The 22869-nt window shown below is 57.4% G+C and carries 18 protein-coding genes; all 18 read left to right on the top strand.

The window, feature by feature from the left end; all coding sequences use genetic code 11:
* The first annotated feature begins 27 nt into the window (after window positions 1–27).
* The 18 genes from EDC14_RS19430 to EDC14_RS19345 all read left to right on the top strand — a co-directional run bounded on the left by EDC14_RS19430 (window position 28) and on the right by EDC14_RS19345 (window position 22684).
* Entirely contained in the window at window positions 28–3087 is a 3060-nt protein-coding gene (locus EDC14_RS19430; protein WP_132015983.1) for a glycosyl hydrolase, read from the top strand.
* Window positions 3088–3495: 408 nt separating this feature from the next.
* On the top strand, window positions 3496–5241 hold the full coding sequence (locus EDC14_RS19425; protein WP_165908148.1) for a B12-binding domain-containing radical SAM protein: 1746 nt from the start codon (window positions 3496–3498) through the stop codon (window positions 5239–5241).
* Window positions 5238–5513, top strand: a complete 276-nt coding sequence (locus tag EDC14_RS19420) for a hypothetical protein (RefSeq protein WP_132015981.1) — start codon at window positions 5238–5240, stop codon at window positions 5511–5513. The genes EDC14_RS19425 and EDC14_RS19420 overlap by 4 nt, the downstream gene beginning before the upstream one ends.
* A gap of 21 nt (window positions 5514–5534) precedes the next feature.
* Complete coding sequence (locus tag EDC14_RS19415; protein ID WP_132015980.1) at window positions 5535–6455, top strand: slipin family protein; 921 nt, start codon at window positions 5535–5537, stop codon at window positions 6453–6455.
* Between the two features lie 172 nt (window positions 6456–6627).
* Window positions 6628–6903, top strand: coding sequence for an FmdB family zinc ribbon protein (locus EDC14_RS19410; RefSeq protein ID WP_132015979.1), 276 nt, complete (start codon window positions 6628–6630; stop codon window positions 6901–6903).
* Window positions 6904–7043: 140 nt separating this feature from the next.
* The gene (gene argS / locus EDC14_RS19405; RefSeq protein WP_132015978.1) at window positions 7044–8720 is read left to right on the top strand and encodes an arginine--tRNA ligase; all 1677 of its coding nucleotides are present in this window, start codon (window positions 7044–7046) and stop codon (window positions 8718–8720) included.
* A gap of 93 nt (window positions 8721–8813) precedes the next feature.
* Window positions 8814–9521, top strand: coding sequence for a DUF624 domain-containing protein (locus EDC14_RS19400; protein WP_132015977.1), 708 nt, complete (start codon window positions 8814–8816; stop codon window positions 9519–9521).
* A gap of 225 nt (window positions 9522–9746) precedes the next feature.
* Window positions 9747–11363, top strand: coding sequence for a CTP synthase (locus EDC14_RS19395; protein WP_132015976.1), 1617 nt, complete (start codon window positions 9747–9749; stop codon window positions 11361–11363).
* 117 nt (window positions 11364–11480) lie between these two features.
* On the top strand, window positions 11481–11747 hold the full coding sequence (locus EDC14_RS19390) for a hypothetical protein (RefSeq protein ID WP_165908147.1): 267 nt from the start codon (window positions 11481–11483) through the stop codon (window positions 11745–11747).
* Window positions 11748–11795: 48 nt separating this feature from the next.
* Entirely contained in the window at window positions 11796–12374 is a 579-nt protein-coding gene (locus EDC14_RS19385; protein WP_132015974.1) for a hypothetical protein, read from the top strand.
* A gap of 275 nt (window positions 12375–12649) precedes the next feature.
* Window positions 12650–13708, top strand: coding sequence for a protein-glutamate methylesterase/protein-glutamine glutaminase (locus EDC14_RS19380; protein ID WP_132015973.1), 1059 nt, complete (start codon window positions 12650–12652; stop codon window positions 13706–13708).
* Between the two features lie 262 nt (window positions 13709–13970).
* Window positions 13971–14621: a hypothetical protein gene (locus tag EDC14_RS19375; protein WP_132015972.1), complete on the top strand. Its 651-nt coding sequence runs from the start codon at window positions 13971–13973 to the stop codon at window positions 14619–14621.
* A 761-nt stretch (window positions 14622–15382) separates the two neighbouring features.
* Window positions 15383–16669, top strand: a complete 1287-nt coding sequence (gene rho / locus EDC14_RS19370; protein ID WP_132015971.1) for a transcription termination factor Rho — start codon at window positions 15383–15385, stop codon at window positions 16667–16669.
* A gap of 283 nt (window positions 16670–16952) precedes the next feature.
* Window positions 16953–17834 (top strand): LysM peptidoglycan-binding domain-containing M23 family metallopeptidase, encoded by an 882-nt coding sequence (locus EDC14_RS19365; protein ID WP_132015970.1) that lies wholly within the window; start codon window positions 16953–16955, stop codon window positions 17832–17834.
* Between the two features lie 234 nt (window positions 17835–18068).
* On the top strand, window positions 18069–18533 hold the full coding sequence (locus EDC14_RS19360) for a CtsR family transcriptional regulator (RefSeq protein WP_132015969.1): 465 nt from the start codon (window positions 18069–18071) through the stop codon (window positions 18531–18533).
* 57 nt (window positions 18534–18590) lie between these two features.
* Window positions 18591–19076 carry a UvrB/UvrC motif-containing protein gene (locus EDC14_RS19355; RefSeq protein WP_243663033.1) on the top strand — a complete coding sequence of 162 codons (486 nt, stop codon included), beginning with the start codon at window positions 18591–18593 and terminating at the stop codon, window positions 19074–19076.
* Window positions 19076–20149 (top strand): protein arginine kinase, encoded by a 1074-nt coding sequence (locus tag EDC14_RS19350; RefSeq protein ID WP_341540176.1) that lies wholly within the window; start codon window positions 19076–19078, stop codon window positions 20147–20149. The genes EDC14_RS19355 and EDC14_RS19350 overlap by 1 nt, the downstream gene beginning before the upstream one ends.
* A gap of 72 nt (window positions 20150–20221) precedes the next feature.
* Window positions 20222–22684 carry an ATP-dependent Clp protease ATP-binding subunit gene (locus tag EDC14_RS19345; protein ID WP_132015967.1) on the top strand — a complete coding sequence of 821 codons (2463 nt, stop codon included), beginning with the start codon at window positions 20222–20224 and terminating at the stop codon, window positions 22682–22684.
* Window positions 22685–22869 lie beyond the last annotated feature (185 nt).

Here is a 22869-nt window from a genome sequence, read left to right as displayed (position 1 = left end):
GCCCCAAAAGCCTGAAAGGAGAGAACCATGGATATCATCACCCTTATGGAGCTGATCCCGGATCCGCCCCAAGCCTACCGGGGCGTGCCGTTTTGGTCCTGGAACGATCGGCTGGACGCCGCTGTCTTGCGGCGGCAGATTCAGGAGATGAAAAAGGCCGGCTTGGGCGGATTCTTTATGCATGCGCGCGGCGGCTTGCAAACCGAATACCTGAGCGACGAGTGGCTGGACTGTATCGAGGCGGGCATCGCCGAGGCCGGGCGGCAGGGGATGGCGGCCTGGTGTTACGATGAGAACGGTTGGCCGAGCGGCTTCGCCGGCGGGCTGGTCACCGGCCTGGGCGAGGCTTACCATCTGCGGTGGCTGGAGCTGGAGGAGACAGACCCCGCCGGCTCCCTCCCCCAGGATTGCCTGGGGAACTATCGCTGGGATCCCGCCAGCGGGGCTGTTGCGATGCTGCAGCCGGGAGAGGTGCCTCGCCTGGGCCCGGCGGAGCGGATCCTGACGGTCCGGGAGAAGATCAACCCATATTATAGCGATATTCTCAACCCGGAGGTGGTAAAGGCCTTCCTCGACTGCACCCATGAAACGTATTTCCGCCACTTTCAAAATGAGTTCGGCCGGACGATGCCGGGTTTCTTCACCGATGAACCCCAGTTCAAACAGGGTTGCATTCCCTGGTCTACCGTGCTGGAAACGGAATTTTACAAGCGTTACCGTTATGACGTGAAGCAGATCCTCCCGGCGCTATTTCGCGAGGTTCCGGATTATGCCAGCGCCCGTTATCACTTTTGGTCCCTGATCAGCGAGTTGTATGTGACGTCTTATGGAAAACAAGTTTATGAGTGGTGCGAAAAGCATCACTGCCAACTGACCGGGCACGTGATGCAGGAAGACAGCCTCTTTTCACAAATGGGGGCGACCGCCGGCAGCATGCCGTTTTATGAGTATATGCATATCCCGGGCATCGATTGGCTGGGCCGCCGGATCGGCGCCGATCCGGTCACCCCGAAACAGGCGGGTTCGGCCGCGGCCCAATTGGGCAAGCGCTTCGTCATCTCCGAAATGTTCGCGCTGTGCGGCTGGAACGTCAGTTTCGAGGAATTAAAATGGATCGCCGAGTGGCAATACGTCAATGGGATTAACCTGATCTGCCAGCACCTGGAGGGATATAGCCTGCGCGGCCTGCGCAAAAGGGATTATCCGCCGTCGCTTTTCATCCAGCAGCCCTGGTGGGGCGAGTATAAGGCGTTCAATGATTATTTCGCCCGGCTGGGCATGTTGCTCGCCGAGGGGAAAAGCGCGGTCAAGCTGCTCTTGATCCATCCGATGCATAGCGCCTGGATCGCTTATGATGGGACGGACAACGCGGCGCTCCGTAAACTGGACGAAGATCTGGCCTGGGCCTCCCGGACGCTGGCCGGGCTGCACGTGGATTACCATTATGGCGACGAGACCTTGCTGGCCAGGCATGGCAAGATTAGTGAATCCGGCCTGGCGGTCGGGGCATGCGTTTATCAAGCCGTGGTTCTGCCATCCCTGCTCTCGCTGGATGAGCAAACCGTGGATCTGCTGGAGCAGTGGTTGGACCGGGGTGGCCCGGTGATCAGCGTCGGCGGTTTGCCGCGGCTCTGTGGCGGCCGGGTTGACGCGCGGCTGCAACGATTGAGCGAGCGGGTAATTCACGCGGAACGGGATCGAGGACGGCTCTACCAGTTCCTGGCGGACCGGAAGTTGATCGCCATCAGCATCTCCGATCATCAGGGCGAGATCTCCGCCATCAGTTACCGGCAGATGGACTTGGGCACGGCGCAGCTGTTTTTCCTGGTCAATCACGACCAGCATCAAACCTATGACGCCACGGTTACCATTCACGGCCGGGGCGCCATGCGGCGGCTGGCATTGGAGAGCGGCCAGCCGGAACCGGTCGCTTATGAAGATACCGCTGCCGGCGTAGCAATGCGGTTGCAATTCCTGCCCATGCAATCCCATCTCCTGATCCTGGAGGAAGGAACCCAAGCCCGCGCCAAACAAGGGCGGCCGGATCCCTGGGCGACGGTAGTAACCCCCGGAGCGCAATGGCACGTCACCGCCATGGATTGGAATGCTTTGACGCTGGATGAATGCAGCTACCGGATTGATGAAGGCCCGTGGCAGGGGCCACTGCCAGTGATCAAGCTGATGGATCTGCTCTTAAACTTGCAGCGGGGTTGCCGGGTGCAATTGAAGTTCGTCTTTGACATGGCGTTGGACCCGGCTCGCCTGGAAACACTGTTTTTGGTCCTCGAAACGCCCTGGCTGTTTGAGATGGCCGTTAATGGCCGGCCGCTTGAGTATAAGGATGCCGGCTGGTGGAAGGATAGCGCTTTCAAAAAAGTCGACTTGCGCGGCCTGGTCCAGACCGGCCGGAATGAGATCCTTCTCCAAACGAATTTCTATCAAAATCCCCGGGTCTATGAGGTGCTTTTCGGGAAAGACGTCTACGAAACGGAACGGAATAAGCTCACTTATGACGTGGAACTGGAAAGCCTTTATCTGGTGGGGGATTTCGGGGTAGCGAGCCAAACCCCTTACCAAGCCACAGCCCGGAATGGACTGCATACCGATGGGCCGTTCATCATCGTCGCCCCGCCGCGTCAAGTAACGACCGGGGATCTAACGACCCAGGGCTTCTGTTTCTTCGCCGGATCCGTCACGCTGTCCCAAACTATCTTACTGGATCCGGAGCCCGGGCGGCGGATCGTTTTGCAACTGGACCGGCCGGATGCGGTAGTCGCCAAGGTCTTCATCAATGGCCGCCCGGTCCGGACGCTGCTTTGGGCGCCCTATACCGTGGACATCACTGATTTTGCGGTGTCCGGTCCCAACCAACTGGCGGTGCAGCTGTTTTCCGGCAACCGCAATTTGCTGGGCCCCCATCATCACATCGATGGCGAGCTTTACAACGTGGGCCCCGGCAGCTTCACCGGCCAATGGAGCTGGACTGAGAAGAAATTTGGAACGGTTCCCGAAACCGCGGAAGAGCACAAGAAGAACTTCTGGCGGGACGGCTACTCCTTGGTGAGATTCGGCTTGCGAAACGGCTGAAGAAGAAGAGACGGCCCTTTTTCCGACGATGCAAAAACGTTCCGGCTGAAGATAGGTTGTTGCATACCGTATAAAAGCGTTGTGATAAACCCTGTCCGAAGGCCAGGGTGAACACAAAAGCTCAGAGAAGCAAGTGATAAAGTCGTTTTGAAATCCTCTTGCCAGTCTAATCGTTTAGAAAGAGACTTTATCACATGGCTTATAAACCCAATGGCCCATTTCGAGAAAGTGGGCCATTTTTATTCGCCTGAAATCATTTTTATGGCCGGACGGTTTTCATTTTGGGAAAAACGATGTGCCCTCGGCGCGTTTCCCGGCGAATCCTCCGCCGGAGGCGGCAGGATTTTGGAGACGGATGGTAAATAATATGGCTGGAAGAAACTCATTCAAGCCATGAAAGGTTCAACCATGAAGATTCTGCTCACGACGTTAAACGCCAAGTTTGTGCATACCTCCCTGGGGTTGTGGTCCATCTATCAATATTGCCGCGGCGACTATCCGGAACTGCAGTTCCGCGAATTCAACATCAATCAGGATCTGGACTGGGTCGGCGGCGAGATCTTTCTGGAGCGGGCCGCGGTGGTCGCCTTCTCCTGCAACATCTGGAACCTGCAGCTGACGCTGAATATCAGCCGCCGCCTGAAGGCGCTGGCGCCGCAGACCTTGATTGTGCTGGGCGGGCCGGAGGTCTGGGACGACCCCGCCGGTTTGCTCTCGCGGAACCCGTGGATCGACCAGATCATCGTCGGCGAGGGCGAGCTGACCTTCAAGGAATGGCTGGCGGAGTATGCCGCGCCGGCGCCGCGCTGGGAGGGGATCCGGGGCCTGGTCTACCGGGACGCCGCCGGGAAACCGCTCCGCAATGAGGAGCGGCCGCCCCTCGCCGACCTCGACCAGTTGCCGTTTCCCTATCCCGACGATCTGCGGCCCTTCCGGGAGAAACTGGTTTATTACGAAACCTCCCGGGGCTGCCCTTATCACTGTCAGTACTGCCTCTCCGCCAATGAACGCGGCGTGCGCTTCCTGCCCATGGAGCGGGTCAAGCGGGAGCTGCTGCGGTTCATCGCGGCGGAAGTCGCCCAGATCAAGCTGGTGGACCGCTCATTCAACTGCCATCCCGGCCGGGCCAAGGAGATCTGGCGGTTTCTGCTGGAACACCCCGGCCGGACCAATTTTCATTTTGAGATCGTCGGCGACCTGCTGGACGAGGAGTCGCTGGAGATCCTGAGCCAGGCGCCGCCGGGACTGTTCCAGTTCGAGGTGGGGGTGCAGTCGACCCACCCGGAGACCCTGCGCCTGATCGAGCGGCGGATGGACTTCGACCGGCTGGCCCGGCAGTGCGGCCGCCTGGCGCGGCAGAGCAATGTCTTCATTCACCTCGATCTCATCGCCGGGCTGCCCGCCGAGGACTACCAGACCTTCGGCCGGAGCTTCGACGACAATCTGGCGATCCGCCCGCACCGGCTGCAACTGGGTTTTTTAAAACTGCTGCGCGGTTCGGGCCTGCGGAATAAAGCCGCTGAATATGGATATATATACACCGAGGAGGCCCCGTACGAAGTGTTGGCCAACCGCTGGATCGGCTACGCCGAGCTGCTGCGGCTGAAGATCATCGAGGACCTGCTGGAACGCTACTATAACTCGGGCAGGTTCCGCCTGAGCTTTGAATATCTGTTTCCCCGGTTCCCCGGCCCGTTCCGGCTCTTCGAGGCCTTCGGCGACTGGTGGAAGAGCCGGGGCTACGACCAGGTCGCCCATAAGGTCAAGGATCTCTACGGCTATTTGCTGCAGTTCGGCGCGGCGGCCCTGGGCGACGGCGCGACGCTGGCGAACACCTTGAAATACGATCTGCTGGCCCAGGAGCGACTGGTCGAGCTGCCGGAATGGGCCGGCGGCAGCGCTCCCGAGCTGCAGCGGATCGGCTACCGCTTGTGGCAGGAGGCGGCGCTCCGCGAGCGCTACATCCCGGACTGGGCCGGCCTGTCGATCCGCGAGATTCAGCGCAAGGTGGTCTTCGCCGCCTTCGACTTCGACCCGGCCGGGCTGGCGGCGGATCCGGGCCGGGAACCGGCGCGGCGGCGCTTCACCTATCTGTTCGTTTACCGGCCGCAGGGAGTGGCCGCTCACTTGCTGCCGGAGGAGATGATTCGATGAACCGACGTAGCGCCGGGGCGGCGCTCCTGATCGGCGGCGGCCTCCTCTGGTTCGGTTGGAACGCCGGCTGGCTGCCGGAGGGGAGCGACTGGGCGATCGCCCAGATCTTCGAACGATACTGGCCGGCCCTGCTGGTGCTGGCCGGGGTCCGCCTGCTCATCCAGCGCGCCCGGCCGGCCTGGGCTTTCTGGCTGGGCTGGCTGATCGTGCTGCTGGCGGGATTGGGCCTGTATTGCTGGCTGACTGCGAGTCCGCAATGGGTCATTTCATAATTTCATGAAGGGGTGGGGGCGATGGGGTTTCAATTGTTGATGCTTCTCTGGGTGGTCTTCGGCATCTGGTGGCTCCTCTACATGGGGTTGGCCCTGACCACTAAGGCGCAGGGGATCGTCCTGTTCCTGGGCGGTCTGGCCGTCCTGGTGGTCCTGGTCCAATGGGCGCTGCTCGGCTACGGGCTGCTCTTTTTCAGTTACGCCTTTTTCTTGCTGGTCTATATCTTCCTCGGCAGCATGATCCGGATCATCAGCGAGTACGAGCGGGGAGTGCTGTTCCGCTTCGGCCGCCAGATCGCGGTCCTGCAACCCGGCATGAATCTGGTCTTCCCCATGGGCATCGATTACGTCAAGAGCATGGATCTGCGCACCTTCACCATCGACGTGCCGAAGCAGGAAGTGATCACCAAGGACAATGTGCCGATCCTGGTCGACGCGGTGGTCTATTTCAACATCTTCGACCCGGTGCTGGCAGTCGTCAAAGTGGCCGACTACGTCCGCAGCACCTCGCTATTGGGGCAGACGATCCTCCGCTCGGTCCTCGGCCAGCACGACATGGATGAACTGCTCTCCAAACGGAACGAATTGAACGATCTCTTAAAAAGGTTATTGGACGAGGCCACCGACCCCTGGGGGGTCAAGGTGACGGGCGTCGAGGTCAAAGCGATCGAGCTGCCCGAGAGCATGAAACGGGCCATGGCCCGCCAGGCCGAGGCGGAACGGGAGCGCCGGGCCAAGGTGATCGCGGCCGACGGCGAGTACCAAGCCTCGGAGAAGCTGGCGGAGGCCGCCCGGGTGCTGGCCGCCGAACCGGCCTCGATCCAGCTGCGCTATTTGCAGACGCTGACCGAGATCGCAGTCGAGAAGAACTCGACCATCCTCTTCCCGCTGCCGATCGAGCTGTTCCGCTTCTTCAAGGACCGGGTTCAAGGCGGAGAATAAGGCGCGGACCGGGAGGGGTCGCGGGCGGGTTCCAGACCCCGGCCGGCGGGATGCGGGCCCTCCATCCTGGAAACGGATTTTAACGTTTTTTAGGAGAGCACTGCTTGACATTTGCAGCGGTTTCCCGTAGAATAATTGGTAGTTTAATTTCGTGCCAAAGGAGGTGTAAGCCATGCCGACGTACGAGTACTATTGTGAGAAATGCGGGGTCTTCGAGACCTTTCACAGCATCACTGCATCGCTTGATGAGTGTCCTCACTGTCACGGGCCGGTTCGCCGGTTGATAAGCCAGAACAACAACATCATCTTCAAAGGGTCTGGCTTCTACACCACGGACAACCGTTCGTCAAGTTCGCATCCGAAGAAGTCCTCCGCCGATTCCGGGAGCGGCTCCAGTACCGCCGCCAGCTCTACATCCGACTCTAAAACAGAAAGCAAAGCTTCGTAATAACGAAAGGTCACTTCGGTGACCTTTCTTCGTGATTAAAAAAACGGGACAGCGGCATGGCTGCGGGAACGGTTGCGGGCTTCATCCCCGGGATGGAGCGCGGGGGTCATGCGTTCGTCCGATGGAAAAGGTGTTTTATCATGGAGAAGATCATCACGCGCCGGGTCCGGGAGAGCCTTCGGGAAGGCCTCCGGCAAGCGGCAATGTCAGCCCGGGAACAAGGGCAGCTTCAGTTCGAGGCTTTGCCGGAGATCGTCCTGGAAGTTCCCAAAGAGAAGAGCCACGGCAGTTTCGCCTCCAATCTGGCGCTGATCCTGGCCAAGGTGGTCCGCAAAGCGCCCCGGGAGGCCGCGGCGCTCCTGCAGGCCAACTTCCCGGCCAACCATTACGTGGCCCGGATCGAAGTGGCCGGCCCCGGCTTCATCAATTTTCACCTCAACCAGAACTGGCTCGGCGAGGTGCAGGCGGCGATCCTGGAAGAAAAAACGGCCTACGGCGACAATTCCGATCTGGCCGGCACCCGGATCCAGCTCGAATTCGTCAGCGCCAACCCGGTGGGGCCGATGGTGGTGGTCAATGCCAGGGCGGCGGCGCTCGGCGATACCCTGGCCAATCTCTTCAGCGCCTGTGGCGCCGGGGTGGAACGGGAGTATTACGTCAACGACTTCGGCAACCAGGTCTACACGCTGGGCCGTTCCATTGACGCCCGCTACCGGCAGCTGCTCGGACAGACGGTGGATTTTCCGGAGGACGGCTACCAGGGGGACTACATCTATGATCTGGCCCGGCAGCTCATCACCGAACGGGGCGATTCCTATCTGGCGCTGCCCGAGGAGGAACGGATCGCCAGTTTCCGCGATTTCGGCTACCGGACCATCCTGGCCGGCCAGAAGCGCGATCTGGCCGCGTACGGCGTCGAGTACGACTGCTGGTTCAGCGAACGCTCCCTGCACGAGCAGGGCACGGTCGACCGGGTGCTCGATGAGTTGGTGGGGCGCGGACTCACCTATGAGCAGGATGGAGCGCTCTGGCTCAGGACCACCGCCTACGGTGATGACAAGGACCGGGTGCTCAAGACCGCCGACGGCCGGACCACCTATTTCATCGCGGATATCGCCTACCATCTGAACAAGTTCGAGCGCGGCTTTGACTTGGCCATCGACATCTGGGGCCCGGATCATCACGGCTATATTCCGCGGATGAAGGCGGCGCTGGCGGCCATGGGGATCGCCCCGGAACGGCTGGAAGTGCTGATCGCGCAGCAGATCAACTTGATCAAGGACGGACAGCCGTTTAAAATGTCCAAGCGGCGCGGCGATTTTATCACCATGGCCGATCTGCTGGAAGAGGTGGGGAATGACGGCGCCCGCTGGTTTCTGTTGATGCGCAGTCCCGACAGCCACCTGGATTTCGACCTCAATCTGGTCAAATCCCAGACCAACGAGAATCCGGTCTTCTATGTCCAGTACGCCCACGCCCGGATCGCCAGTATCTTCCGGCAAGCCGCGCCGGAGAACCTGCCGGCGGCGGATCTGGATCCGGCGACCTATTGGGATGAGGAAGAGGAACAACTCCTGGAGAAGCTGGCACATTTTCCCGATCTGCTCAGCGAGGCGGCCAAGCGCCGGGAGCCGCACCGCGTCACCGGGTATCTTTTGGAGCTGGCGACCATGTTCCATTCCTATTACAACCGCCGCCGCTTTATCAGCGAAGATCCGGGCCAGACCGGAACCCGCCTGATGCTGGCCCGGGCTATCGGCTACGTTTTGCAGCGCGGCCTGAAGCTGCTGGGCGTCTCCGCCCCGGAAAGAATGTAGGCGGAAGAAGCGTCCCGGAGGACCGCCTGTCAAGGCGGGCGCGCGCTCAAATTCCCGGAAGCGATTATTTTATCGGATGTGAAAGGAGGCCGCATGAACAAGCTACCGCTCTTTCCGACCCTGGGTAAAGTATTAAAGAAATCGTTTGTCGAATTTTACCAGTCCTTTGGCTTCTCACTGCTGCTCGGCCTGATCTGGATGCCCGGATACCTGGCGCTGATCTTCGTCGCCTCGCCGATCCTCTACGGGATCGCCAAACAGATGCCTTCCTTCGCCGTGCTGGGAATGCTCGGCTTGACGGTGGTGAATGCCTTGCTGACCGGGCCGGTCACCACCGCGATGTACGGTTTTTACCAGCAGCGCAAGGACGGCTATCCCAGCTTTCGCTCGTTCCTTGCCACTTTGAAGCAGGACTACTGGCGTTCCGCCGGCCTGCACGCCATCTACTGGCTGCTCATCTCGCTGCTTTTCTTCAACATCAGCCTGGCGACGGTGCCCAAGGCCAACTTTCTGTTCAAGATCGCCAGCCTGTTCTCGGTGTATTGCGTATTTTTCCTGTCCTTATTGCCGTTCTTTTTCCATCCCTTGTTGCACCTGAATCACGGCATCAAAAAGACCATCCGCAAATCGTGCATTTTATTATTGGACAACTTCGGAGTCTGCTTCTGGCTGAACCTGGTCCTGGGCCTGCTGCTAGTGGCCAGTACGCTCTTTCCGTTCCTGCTCTTCGGGTACGGCGGTCTGTTGATCTATGTGATCGACTCCGGTTTTGAGACGATCTGGAATAAATATGGTGACTAATTCGGTTGAAATAAAATTCTTACTATGACTTGCCCTCTTCATGCAATGACTTTTATAAAGTCGTTTGCACAGTTAGAAATCGAGAATTAATTTCAACTGATATGACCACGATTGATGGGATGAAAGGATGCACCGGATTGTTTCCGGCTTGGTTTGAAGGCGGGGAAATCCTGTAAATCCAATTATCCGGTGAATCCCGGTCGATATATTGTAGGAGGATTTATTATGGCTAAATTTATCTTTATCACCGGCGGAGTCGTTTCTTCGCTGGGCAAGGGGATCACCGCTGCTTCCCTGGGCTGTCTGCTGAAGAGCAGGGGCGTCAAGGTTTCGGTGGTAAAGCTCGATCCCTATATTAACGTGGACCCAGGCACCATGAGCCCGTACCAGCATGGCGAGGTCTTCGTGACCGACGACGGCGCCGAGACCGATCTGGACCTCGGCCACTACGAACGGTTCATCGATGTGAACCTCAGCAAGAGCAACAATGTCACCACCGGCAAGATTTACTGGTCGGTCATCACCAAGGAGCGCAAAGGCGATTACTTGGGCGGCACCGTTCAGGTGATCCCGCACATCACCAACGAGATCAAGGACCGGGTGGTCCGGGTCGCCAAGGAGAGCCAGGCCAACGTGGTCATCGTCGAGGTCGGCGGCACGGTGGGCGACATCGAAAGCCTGCCGTTCCTGGAAGCCATCCGCCAGCTGAAGAACGATATCGGCCGGGATGAAGTGATGTACATCCACGTAACGTTGATGCCCTTCATCGGCGCGGCCAGCGAGCTGAAGACCAAACCGACCCAGCACAGCGTGAAGGAGCTGCGGGGCATCGGGATTCAGCCCGACGTGATCGTCTGCCGTTCCCAGAAACCCATCTCCGATGAGCTCAAAAGCAAACTGGCGCTCTTCTGCGACATCAATAAAGAGGCGGTCATCCCCAACCTGGACGCCGACACCATCTATGAAGTGCCGCTCCTGCTGGAGCAGGCCGGCCTGGACGAGATCGTCATCAACCGGCTCGGCCTGGACTGCAAGGAACGGGATCTGAAGGAATGGCGGGAGATCGTCGCCAAGATCAAAGCGCCCAAGGAGAAAGTGACCATCGCCATCGTGGGCAAATACGTTTCCCTGCCCGACGCCTATTTGAGCGTGGCCGAGGCCCTGCGCCACGGGGGCATCGCCCATGACACCCAGGTCCAGATCAAATGGGTCAACTCCGAAGTGATCGAGCAGAAGAAGGATGCCGCCAAGGTCATTGGCGACGTCGACGGCGTATTGGTTCCCGGCGGCTTCGGCAACCGGGGCATCGAGGGCAAGATCGCCGCGATCCGCTGGGCGCGCGAGAACAAAGTGCCCTATCTTGGGATCTGCCTCGGCATGCAGTGCGCGGTGATCGAGTTCTCCCGCAATGTCTGCGGCATGGACCGGGCCAATTCGTCGGAATTCGATCCGGAGTCGCCGTTCAAAGTCATCGACCTGCTGCCGGAACAGAAGGAGATCGAGGATATGGGCGGAACCATGCGCCTGGGACTCGATCCGGTCCGGCTCAACCCGGATACCCTGGCCCACCAGGCCTACCAGCAGGAATTGATCTACGAGCGGCACCGCCACCGCTATGAAGTGAATAACGAATACCTGGCCAAGCTGCAGGAGTGCGGCCTCAAGATCAGCGGCCTCCTGCCCGACCGGCAGCTGGTGGAAGTGATCGAGCTGCCCGGCCATCCCTGGTTCGTGGCCACCCAGTTCCATCCCGAATTCAAGTCCCGGCCCGGGCGGCCGCAACCGCTCTTCCGGGATTTCGTCCAGGCCGCTTTGGATTATTCGAAACGGAAGGTCCGTTAAGAGATTCCGAAAGCTTTCACGATCCGGCGCTTGTGATTCGAGAATCCGAAAACGCTCCTGGAGGGAGCCGTTTTCGGATTCTTTTGTTTTGGGGGGCGGGCGGGATTTATGGGGCTAATGCGCGGACCGGCCGTTGCGCCGCTGTTCCGCCGCTCCTGGCGGGAGTTCGTCCGGGCGTGGCAGTTCTTCGCCGCCGTCCGGAAGGACCTCCGGCGGTTGCGGAAGAAGTTCCGGCGGTCCCGGAAGGAGTTCCTTTCGGCATGGCAGGAGTTCCTCCGGTCGCGGCGGACGGTCCTTTCGTTCCGGAAGGAGTTCCCGCCGCGACGGCAGGACTGCTTGGGCATCATCCGGCGCCCCGCCCCGTATTTTCTCCTCGATTTATAGGTATGATCTTCTTTCAGGACGTCAATAATGACAACGGGAGGGATTGTCATGAAGCGACGCGGATGGATTTGGGTCAGCCTGCTGCTCCTGTTGGCCGGGAAACCGGCTTTCGGCTCGGAACGGCAGTTTGTCGATTATCAGAGTAATCTCAGGGAGATTCAACGGATTCAAGCGGCTTACCGTGACAGCCGCGAGGTTTCCGGCGAGATCCTCGGGATCGACCGCAAGGAAGTGATCCTGCGCACGGCCGGAGGCATCCGCCGCTATCCCTTGGCCAGCCGGCTACAGTGCTACAGCAATGGCCGGGCCGCCTTATGGGAGGCCTTGCAGCCGGTCACCCCGTCGGCGTTCTACGAGGCCCAGGCACTGTTGGACGCCAAGAATGAAGTGGTCCTGCTGAACGGATTTTATGACGGCGGAGAGTTCGTGGTGAAGGGCCGGGCGAATGCGTCCGGCGGCTACCGGGTCACGCTGGAACCGGTGGAGGGCGGAAAAACCGCGACCTATGGCTTTAGCCCTCAAGCCGCGCTGCCGCCCGGCGAAGAGTGGTTGGCGGAAGGGCAGATCCTCTTCGTATTGTTCAATTTCGACCACGCGATCCGCGCCGTCTATCTGCCGGACGCGTAACGGAAATTCGCTGATTTCCCCGATGCTGAACCAGTCCAAGGATTGGTTCAGCTTTTTTATTGGGCCGGGACGGGGAGTGCCGCGGCATCGGGGGATGGGATATCTTGCTAATTCAGGAATATTTGATCCTGAATGCAGGAAATTCCGGTTTTGTGTCGAAATTTAACATACTAAATCATGGTAAAATCGGCCCGCTTTTCCCGGTTGCAGTTGTGCGGTTGGCCCCGGACGATTCAGAATGTAAAAATTCTTGGGTTACATATAGGAAGGTTACGATGCCGGTTCGAGTCCTGGTGGTTGACGATTCCGCGTTGATGCGTCAGATTATCAGTAGAATGTTGCGGGAAGACTCCGAACTTCAGGTAGTCGGGACCGCGTATGACGGGCAGAACGCTCTGGAAAAGATCGAACGGCTCCGGCCGGATGTCATCACCTTGGACGTGGCCATGCCGAACATGGATGGCCTGGAATGTTTGCGGCGGATCATGGACGCTCATCCGCTGCCCGTGATCATGGTAAGCTATCTGACGCTCGCCGGCGCCACGCATACCATCAAAGCTCTGGAGCTGGGCGCGGTCGATTTTGTGACCAAGAACACCACCCATGATCCGGCCGAAAACCTGGTAATGCAGAATGAGCTGATTCAGAAGGTTAAAGTAGCAGCAACGATTCGAATTTCTGAATTGCGACCGGTTGTTACTCCTTTCGCCCCTCCCGCTGCGTTTGATGATGCGCCGTCACCCGCCAAGTTCAACCAACTGGAAGTCATGGTGATCGGTTGTTCCACCGGGGGTCCCCGGGCTCTGCACCAACTGATTCCAAACCTGCCGGCGGGTTTTCCGGTCGGCCTGATCATCGCGCAACATATGCCGCGCGATTTTACCAGAGTTTTCGCACAACGGCTCAACGATCTGTCGCAGCTGGAAGTCCGCGAAGCCCAGACCGGCGATCTCGTGCAGCCGGGGCGAGTGTTGATTGCCCCTTCCGGCCGGCAGACCACGGTGCGCCGGGATGGCGAAGGCCGCCTGACGGTGGCGGTTTCCGAAGCGCCCAACTTGCTGTATAAACCGTCCATCGACCACCTGTTGCATTCGGTGGCCGCCACCTGCGGACACAGGGTATTGGGCGTGATTCTGACCGGCATGGGACTCGACGGCGCCCAGGGCCTGCGGGAGCTGCGCAATCTGGGAGCGCGCACCATTGCCGAGGCCGAAGAGTCCTGCGTGGTCTATGGCATGCCCCGCGCCGCCGCCGAATTGGGCGGTGTGGAATTCGTGGAGAGCCTGCCGCAGGTGCTGCCCAGAGTCGAACGGATCCTCCGGGAGTATAGGTGATAGATAGGATGAAATAAATTTCTTTATTAAGATTTGCATTCCTAAGGCCGAATGCAAATGGAATCAAAACGGAATTTATTTCATCCTATTACAGCAGTAATAAGTTGAATTAAATTCCTTAATTTACCCATCATGGCCGGTTTTAGGGACATGATGCATCATAGAAATTTAATTCAACTTATATAGATAACGTTTGTAGCCTTGCTTCCGGCGGTAGCTTGAGAATAGTACGGTTCCATGAGGTTGAAAGGAGGGAGAATGAATGTTAATCGTAACGGATCGAACGTTGGCGCTCCGTTGCCCGCTCTGCGGCCGGCTGGAGTTCCATCCCATCTCGTTGTTTGATTTTTCGGGACACTCATCCATGCGCTTGCGCTGCAAATGCGGTTTTGAAAAGGCGATCCTGTATACGAAGAACAGCAAAGGGTATTTCCTGCAGCTGCCTTGTCTGATCTGCGAGGAAGTCCATATCCATCATTTCACCAAGCAGGAACTGTGGGCCGATCCCCTGCTGATTCTGCGTTGCACCGAGACCGATCAGGAAGTCGGCTACCTCGGCATGGATGGCGAAGTGGAGTCCATGGTCCGCCGGAAGCGGAATGATCCGGACAGCATCTTCAACAATGTGGGTTTTGACGATTATTTCGTCAACCCCCAGGTGATGTTCGAAACCTTGAATTGTCTGCACCAGCTGGCCGAGGCCAACAAGCTCACTTGCAGATGCGGCAATGACCGGATCGAGATCGCTGTTTTCCCGGACAAATTGGAATTACGCTGCCCGGTGTGCCAGAGTCAACATACTATTCCGGCCGAAACCATCGACGATCTGAAGCTGGTCAAACAGGCGCAGCCCATCGTCTTGAATGAGAAAGGCTTCTCCGGCCTTGATTCGAGTAAAGTCCACCCGCTATAAGCCGCCGCGACAGCGCACCGCTTTGAAACGATAAATCTCGGCTTTTGGAATAATCTGTGTATATTTTTTGGTTTCGATCCAGTATAATAATAGTGGACTATCTTTTCTCCGGGTGCCTTGATTCGAAGGACGGATTTTCGAGGGAACGTGACTTCATTCGCGATATCATGTTTTGTCTTCAAAAGCCCCCCGCCAATTTCATGAGTTCAGACGATTTGCCGATTTCGACAACCACAGCAGGATCTTGCCTGGATGGATTCTGCCTTTTAAAAGCCGGGTGATAAAGTCCCCAAAGCGGAAATCATCCTTTCAATGGATTGAAATCGACTTTATCCCTTGCTTCTCTGACCTTTTGTGTTCACCCCGGCTTTCAGACGGGGTTGTCACGACGCTTTTTAAAAATATGGCCGCAATGAGATTTGCATGCGCCGGATGGCCTATTCCGGCACACCCCAAGGTTCTCCCAAGGTCATGATGCACTTCTCCATTCGCAGAGGACGAGTTGATTCCCCATTCCTCAGATCTGACGACCCAATGCAGGGCCGGTATAAGAATATAAAGGTGCGAACCGGATTGGTTTTGGTCGATCTGTTTTGCCGTACCCGGACAAACCCAAGGTGGCGGTGAGCGGGTCGTTGTGCTTCGCCAAAATTCGATGGGATGAAATCAATTTCTTAAACGAAGCTTGCATTCCGAAGACCGAATGCAAATGAAATCGACCCAAGAGAGAGCCTTTCGATAAATAAGGAGGAAATTTTTTAATGCAACTGGCTGATTTGGAAAACAAAACGCTGCAGGAACTCCAGGACATGGCGAGCGAATTGGAGATTGAGGGTTACTCCAAATTCCGCAAACGGGAGCTCATCTTCGAGCTGTTGAAGGTGCTGGCGGTCAAGGAAGGGCTGATCTTCTCCCAGGGGGTGTTGGAGATCCTTCCCGACGGTTACGGCTTTTTACGGGTCGAGGGTTACAATCCCGGACCGGAGGACATCTATGTCTCCGCCTCGCAGATTCGCCGTTTTAATATGCGGACCGGCGATCTGGTCTCCGGACAAGTGCGGCCGCCGAAGGATAATGAGAAATATTTCGCGCTCTTAAAAGTACAAGCCGTCAATATGATCGACCCCGATTTGTTGCGCAAACGGAATCATTTTGAGGAGCTGACCCCGATTTACCCCAACGAACGGATGCATTTGGAGACCGTCCCCAAAGAGATTGCCATGCGGCTGATCGATATCATGGCTCCGGTCGGCAAAGGCCAGCGCGGCATGATCGTCGCCCCTCCCAAAGCCGGTAAAACCACGTTATTAAAGAAGATTGCCAACAGCATTACCACCAACCAGCCGGAAGTGGACCTGATCGTGCTGCTCATCGATGAACGGCCGGAAGAAGTCACGGATATGTCGCGTTCGGTCAAAGGCGAGGTGGTCAGTTCCACCTTTGACCTGCCCGCCGATAATCATGTCCGCATCGCCGAATTGGTCCTGGAACGGGCCAAACGCATGGTGGAGGTCGGCCGGGACGTCGTCATCCTGCTGGATTCGATCACCCGCTTGGCGCGGGCCTACAACCTGGTCGAGCCGCCCAGCGGCCGGACGTTGTCCGGCGGCGTCGATCCCAGCGCCTTGCACAAGCCGAAGCGCTTTTTCGGGGCAGCGCGGAAGATCGAGGAAGGCGGCAGCCTGACCATCATGGCGACGGCGCTGGTGGAAACCGGTTCGCGGATGGACGAAGTCATCTTCGAAGAGTTCAAAGGCACCGGCAACATGGAACTGCATCTCGACCGGAAACTGGCGGACCGCCGGATCTTCCCCGCCATCGACATCATGCGCTCCGGAACCCGTAAGGAAGAACTGCTGTTGTCCCCGGAGGAGCTGGAATGTACCTGGGTACTGCGAAAAGTCCTCGGCACCCTGGGCGTCAACGAAACCGCCGAACTGATCATTGACCGGCTGAATCATACCAAGTCCAACAACGAATTCCAGGAACTCATCCGGACCTCATCCTTCGCCGAAAATGTCCTGAAAAAACGGAATAACGATCACTAGGATGAAATAAATTTCTTGATTAAGATTTGCATTCCTAATGCAAATGGAATCAAAACGGAATTTAATTCAACTTATATAGACCGGGCTTTTCCCGGCTGCGACTTACTCGACTTTTTATACTGGTAAATTATGCTAGAATCTCATCCTTTAGGAAGGCAACACTACCTGAAGGATTTTTTTCGCCCGAAGACGACGGGCGAATCGCAAAATGCATCACCGGATGGACGGTCGGCGGCATATGAGTATATGAGGGAGATGGTCAGTGAGTTACCGGAGTTGGTGCATGAAACGTAGTGTGGGACCGGAATTGAAACGGATGATTCTGGCGGGAATTCTGGCGTTGTCTCCGATAGCCCCGGGTTGGTTGCCGCCGTCCGCCAGCGGCTCTATCCCTTCGCCGGCGGAGCGGCTGAATATCGTAGGGCAGGAGCTGGCCCGCTGGGAATTGCTCCGGCAGTTGCCGCTGCATATCGTAGTCCGGGGTGAGACGCTCGCGGCCCTGAGCCGGTATTACTTTGTCAAGCTGCGCGATTTAACCGCGGTGAACCAAATTTTGAAACCGACGTTGCTGCCGGTCGGCCGGATTTTGCGGATTCCGCCGATCCGGCGGGACAGTGGAGTACTCCAGACGTATCGCTTTGCAAATCAAGAAACGGTTGCCGGAATTTGCAGCCGTTTCGGGTTGGACCGGCGGCAGTTCCGGCAGTTGAATCCGGATTTTGTCTCGGAAACCGTTCATCCCGGGACAGCGGTGAATCTGCCCAGACCACGGCCGGCGGCGTTGCGGCGGGACCGGATAACCCGTTTGGGCCGGCCGGTACGCGGCTCTATCAGTTCGCGTTATGGCTGGCGGTGGGGCCGGATGCATCACGGCCTGGATCTGGCCGCGCCGCGGGGAACGCCGGTATGGGCGGTGGCGGACGGCCGGGTGGCCTTCGCCGGCTGGCGGGGAAGCTATGGGTTTTTTATTCAATTGCAACACCTGGAGATGATCAGCGGTTATGGTCATTTATCTTGCATTCTGATTAAACCCGGCCAGTGGGTGCGCCGGGGTCAAACCATCGGCCGGGTGGGATCGACCGGCCGGGCTTACGGCAATCATCTCCATTTCGAACTGGAACAGCAGGGGCGTAAGGTCAATCCTCAAAAGTTTTTGACATTATAGATTTGTCATCTACCCGCGGTGCTTCTTTCGTTCCGTCTGGCGGCTGTTTTGATGCGCCGAGGAAGAGAAGTTCGAGCCAATCCTTGATACGCAGTCTAAAATCGCAATAAAAGGAGCAAAATAGAGATTATGACGAAAAATCGCTAGGTATATCAAGGGGAGAAGCTCAGTCTTCCCTTGTTTTTTCATTTGAACTGCGATACAATATGGTCAGTGAAGGTCAGAGGTGGAACGATGGGTAATTTGGCTGATTTTATCGAACAATACTTACGGCGAATGCTCGAGGCACAGAGTATCGTCGAGTTGCAGCGGCGGGAGTTGGCCAAAATGTTCCGCTGCGCCCCTTCCCAGATCAATTACGTGCTGGAAACCAGGTTTACTTTGGAACGGGGTTATCTCATCGAGAGTAAGCGGGGGGGCGGAGGGTTTATCCGGATCACGCAAGTGAAATGGGAGTCCGATGATAACCTGCCGGCAACCATCGAACAACTGATACCCGAACAAGTGGGCGCCGCCGAAGTGGAACACCTGCTGTATCGGTTGGCCGACCATCAACTGATCGGCGCCGCTGAGGCGCAGTTGGCCCAGAGCTTGATCGAGCGGAACTTTTCCGACCTGCCGCCGGAGATTGCCGGCAGTTTGCGGTCACGTTTTTTAAAAATGCTTTTGATGGTGTTAGGAAGCAAGTTTCAGAAATAAAATGAACCGAGGTGAACCGTTTTGTTTTGTCAACGTTGTCATGAAAGGCCGGCAACCGTGCATTTGACCAAAGTCATCAACCACCAGAAGACCGAGCTTCATCTCTGCGAGATCTGCGCCAAGGAAGCCGGTAGCGAACTTGGATTAATCTTTGAATCCAGCTTTTCATTCCAAAATTTGATTGCCGGCTTATTGGAGGGCGATACGGGCCATTCCCAACAGCCGAGTATCGCCGGACATGAAATTCAGTGTCAAAACTGCGGTTTGACGTTTACTGATTTTCGGCGGGGCGGTTTGCTGGGATGCGGGGAATGTTACCGGTATTTTCAGCAAGGACTGGAACCGCTTTTAAAGAAAGTTCACGGCAGTATCCGGCATACCGGAAAAGTGCCGCGGCGGAACGGCGGCAAAATCCGGATTCGCAAAGAGATCGATGATCTGCGCAACCGGCTGCAAGAATCGATTCGTCGGGAAGATTACGAAAAAGCCGCTTATTTCCGGGATGAGATTAAGCGCCGCGAAAACGAACTGGCGGGGGGCTGATGGCCATGATGAATCAGGATTATTTGAAAGATATGCCGAATTGGGTCAAAAACGGCGGTGACTCGGATGACGTGGTCATCAGCAGCCGGATTCGGCTGGCGCGAAACCTGAAAGGCATACCCTTTCCCAATTATGCCCACGAGCAGCAACTCGAAACTGTTACTCAGCAGGTTCTTCAGGCTGCTCGGGAGCGGTCGGCTTTGGGAGAATTCATTCCGCTGAAAGTGGAGGAACTGACTCCCAACGAGCGGATGGTTTTAGTAGAAAAGCATCTTTGCAGTCCCCAGTTTGTGGAGAATCCGCATCTCCGGACGCTCATCGTCGATCAGGAGCAGACGGTCAGCATCATGGTCAATGAAGAGGACCACTTGCGCGTGCAAACGCTGCTGCCGGCTTTTTCGCTGGATAGCGCCCTGGAACTCAGTAACCAGGTGGATGATTTTCTCGAGGAGAATCTGGAGTTTTGTTTCGATGAATTTCGCGGCTATTTAACCGCCTGCCCCACCAATGTGGGGACCGGCCTCCGGGCTTCGGTCATGCTGCATTTGCCCGGTTTAACCCTGGTGGATCAGGTGAAGCGGGTCCTATCGGCGCTGGCGCATATCGGAATCAATGTCCGGGGCTTTTACGGCGAGGGCACCGAGGCCTACGGCGATATTTACCAGATCTCCAACCAGGTGACCCTGGGCCAGTCCGAGGAGGAACTCACCAAGAATTTGCAGAGTATCTGCCGGCAGGTCATCGAGCAGGAACGGAATATTCGGGAGGCATTGCTCAAGGAATCCCGGACCCAGCTCGAAGATCGGGTTTGCCGCTCTTTTGGAATATTGAGTCAGGCGCGTTTAATCTCGTCCGAAGAGACGTTGAAGCTTCTGTCCGATGTGAAGTTGGGCGCCGAATTGGGCATAATAACTCAGGTGGATAAGAATCGCGTCAAAGAGCTGATGTTCATCACCCGCAGTTCCATTCTGCAGACGATCATCGGCAAAGAACTGGTTCCGGTGGAACGGGATTACTACCGGGCCATGGTCATTCGGCAGCGGCTCGGCGCTCACGGAGCGTCAGGCGTTTAATCCCGGTTGCATAGTGTGGAATGATGGATTGAACAATAAATGATGGACTGAACAATATAGGTGGTGATCCAGATGTTTGAACGATTTACCGAACGCGCTCGCAAGGTTGTTTATCTGGCCCAGCAGGAAGCCGCCCGGCTCGGCCATAATGTCGTCGGCACGGAACATTTGCTCCTCGGCCTGGTGGCGGAGGGCGACGGAGTGGCGGCCAAGGCCTTGGAGACCCTGGATATCCGGCTGGAAAAGATCCGGCTGGAGGTCGAAAAGATCATCGGCGTGGGCGAGACCAATCCCTTCGGGGAGATTCCCTTCACCCCGCGTGCCAAGCGGGTCCTGGAACTGGCGGTGGAGGAAGGCCGGCAATTGGGCCATAATTACGTGGGTACCGAGCACATCCTGTTGGGCCTGATCCGGGAAGGCGAGGGCGTGGCCGCCCAGGTCCTGAAGAATCTCGGCGCCGATCTGGAACGGGTTCGCAAGCAAGTCATGAGTCTCCTGGGCGGGGGCTCGTCGGGAATGACCTTTTCCGGGCAGGCCGGCGGCGCGGGTCCGCGCGGCGCGACCAAAACGCAGACGCTGAACCAGTTCGGCCGGGATTTGACCGAGTTGGCCAAGATTGGGAAATTGGATCCGGTGATCGGCCGGGACAATGAGATCGAGCGGGTGATCCAGGTCCTGTCGCGGCGGACCAAGAATAATCCGGTGCTCATCGGCGAACCGGGGGTCGGCAAAACCGCCATCGCCGAAGGGTTGGCCCAGAAGATCGTCAAGGGCGATGTTCCGGAAGTATTGCGCAACAAACGGGTGGTCACGCTGGATATGGGCTCGATGGTGGCCGGCTCTAAGTACCGCGGCGAGTTTGAAGAGCGCATGAAGAAAGTGATGGAAGAGATTCGCAACGCCGGCGACGTGATTCTGTTCATCGACGAGATGCACACCCTGATTGGCGCCGGAGCGGCCGAAGGTGCGATCGACGCCGCCAATATCCTGAAACCGGCCCTGGCCCGCGGCGAATTGCAGTGCATCGGCGCGACCACGCTGGATGAATACCGCAAACACGTAGAGAAGGATGCCGCCTTGGAACGGCGTTTCCAACCGATCAAAGTGGGCGAGCCGAGCAAAGAAGAGACCCGCCAGATCCTGGAGGGACTGCGCGACCGGTACGAAGCGCACCACCGGGTGAAGATCACCGACGCGGCCATCGATGCGGCGGTCACCCTTTCCGATCGTTATATCACCGACCGTTTTCTGCCCGACAAGGCCATCGACCTGATCGATGAGGCTGCTTCGCGGGTACGGCTCCGGACCACGACCACCCCGCCGGATCTGAAAGATCTGGAGGACCAGGTGAACCGGTTACAACAGGAGAAAGAGGCGGCCATTAAAAATGAAGAGTTTGAGAAGGCGGCCCAACTCCGGGACGACGAGCAGAAACTCCGCCAGCAACTGGACGGTCTGGTCAATGACTGGAAGAGCAAGCGGGGCATGGCCCAGGCGACCGTGACCGAGGAAGAGATCGCTCACGTGGTGTCCAACTGGACCGGGGTTCCAGTCGTCAAGTTGAAACAGGAAGAGACCGAGCGGCTGCTACAGATGGAACAGATCCTGCACCAGCGGGTGGTGGGCCAGGATGAAGCGGTGGAAGCGGTCTCCAAGGCGGTGCGCCGGGCGCGGGCCGGATTGAAAGATCCGAAACGGCCGATCGGTTCGTTTATCTTCCTGGGGCCGACCGGCGTCGGCAAAACCGAGCTGGCAAGGGCGCTGGCCGAGGCGCTGTTCGCCGACGAGAACGCCGTGGTGCGGATCGACATGTCCGAATACATGGAGCGGCATACGGTATCGCGGCTGGTGGGCGCACCCCCCGGTTACGTCGGATACGAGGAAGGCGGCCAGTTGACCGAGCGGGTCCGCCGCAAACCTTACTCCGTGGTGCTGTTGGATGAGATCGAGAAAGCCCACCCGGAAGTGTTCAATATCCTCCTGCAAGTGCTGGAGGACGGCCGGTTGACCGATGCCCACGGCCGGACCGTCGATTTCCGGAATACCGTGGTCATCATGACCTCCAATGTCGGCGCCAATCTGATCGAACGTTCCGGCTCCATCGGCTTCCAGGTCGGAGGCGACGAGGCGGAGGACAATTACGAGAAGATGAAAAGCAATGTCCTGGATGAGCTGAAGCGGACTTTCCGGCCGGAGTTCCTCAACCGGATCGATGAGATTATCGTTTTCCATGCTCTGAATAAGGAGCAGATCAAAGCCATCGTCGACCTGATGGTAAAGCCTGTGGCCAAACAGCTGGAGGAGAAAGGCATCAAGCTCGAACTGACTCCCGAGGCCAAAGATTTACTGGCCCAGGAGGGATACGACCCGACCTTCGGGGCACGGCCGCTCCGCCGGTCGGTGCAGCGGCTCATCGAGAATCCGCTCTCGGAGGAGCTACTCAAGGGCTCCATTGAGCCGGGCGTCACCATCCGCGCCAGGAATGAGGCGGGGCAGATCGTTTTTGAAACTGTCAAAACAGCAGATCGAGCATGATGGTTGGGGGACTTTCCTCCAACCATTTTTTCTTTCGGGGAAATTATGAGTTGTTGAATGGCGAAAGGTCAGCTATACTTTATAATAGGTCACTACTGTCCGGTTAAGAATCGAATAGAATTAACTGTTTGTCGATAGTAGGGTCTGAAATATTGAAATTGGATTTTAAAAATACTTGATTTAAC

The organism is Hydrogenispora ethanolica (genome assembly GCF_004340685.1).
GTDB classification, from domain to species: Bacteria; Bacillota; UBA4882; order UBA8346; family UBA8346; genus Hydrogenispora; species Hydrogenispora ethanolica.
This window is presented reverse-complemented; position numbering and strand designations above follow the sequence as displayed.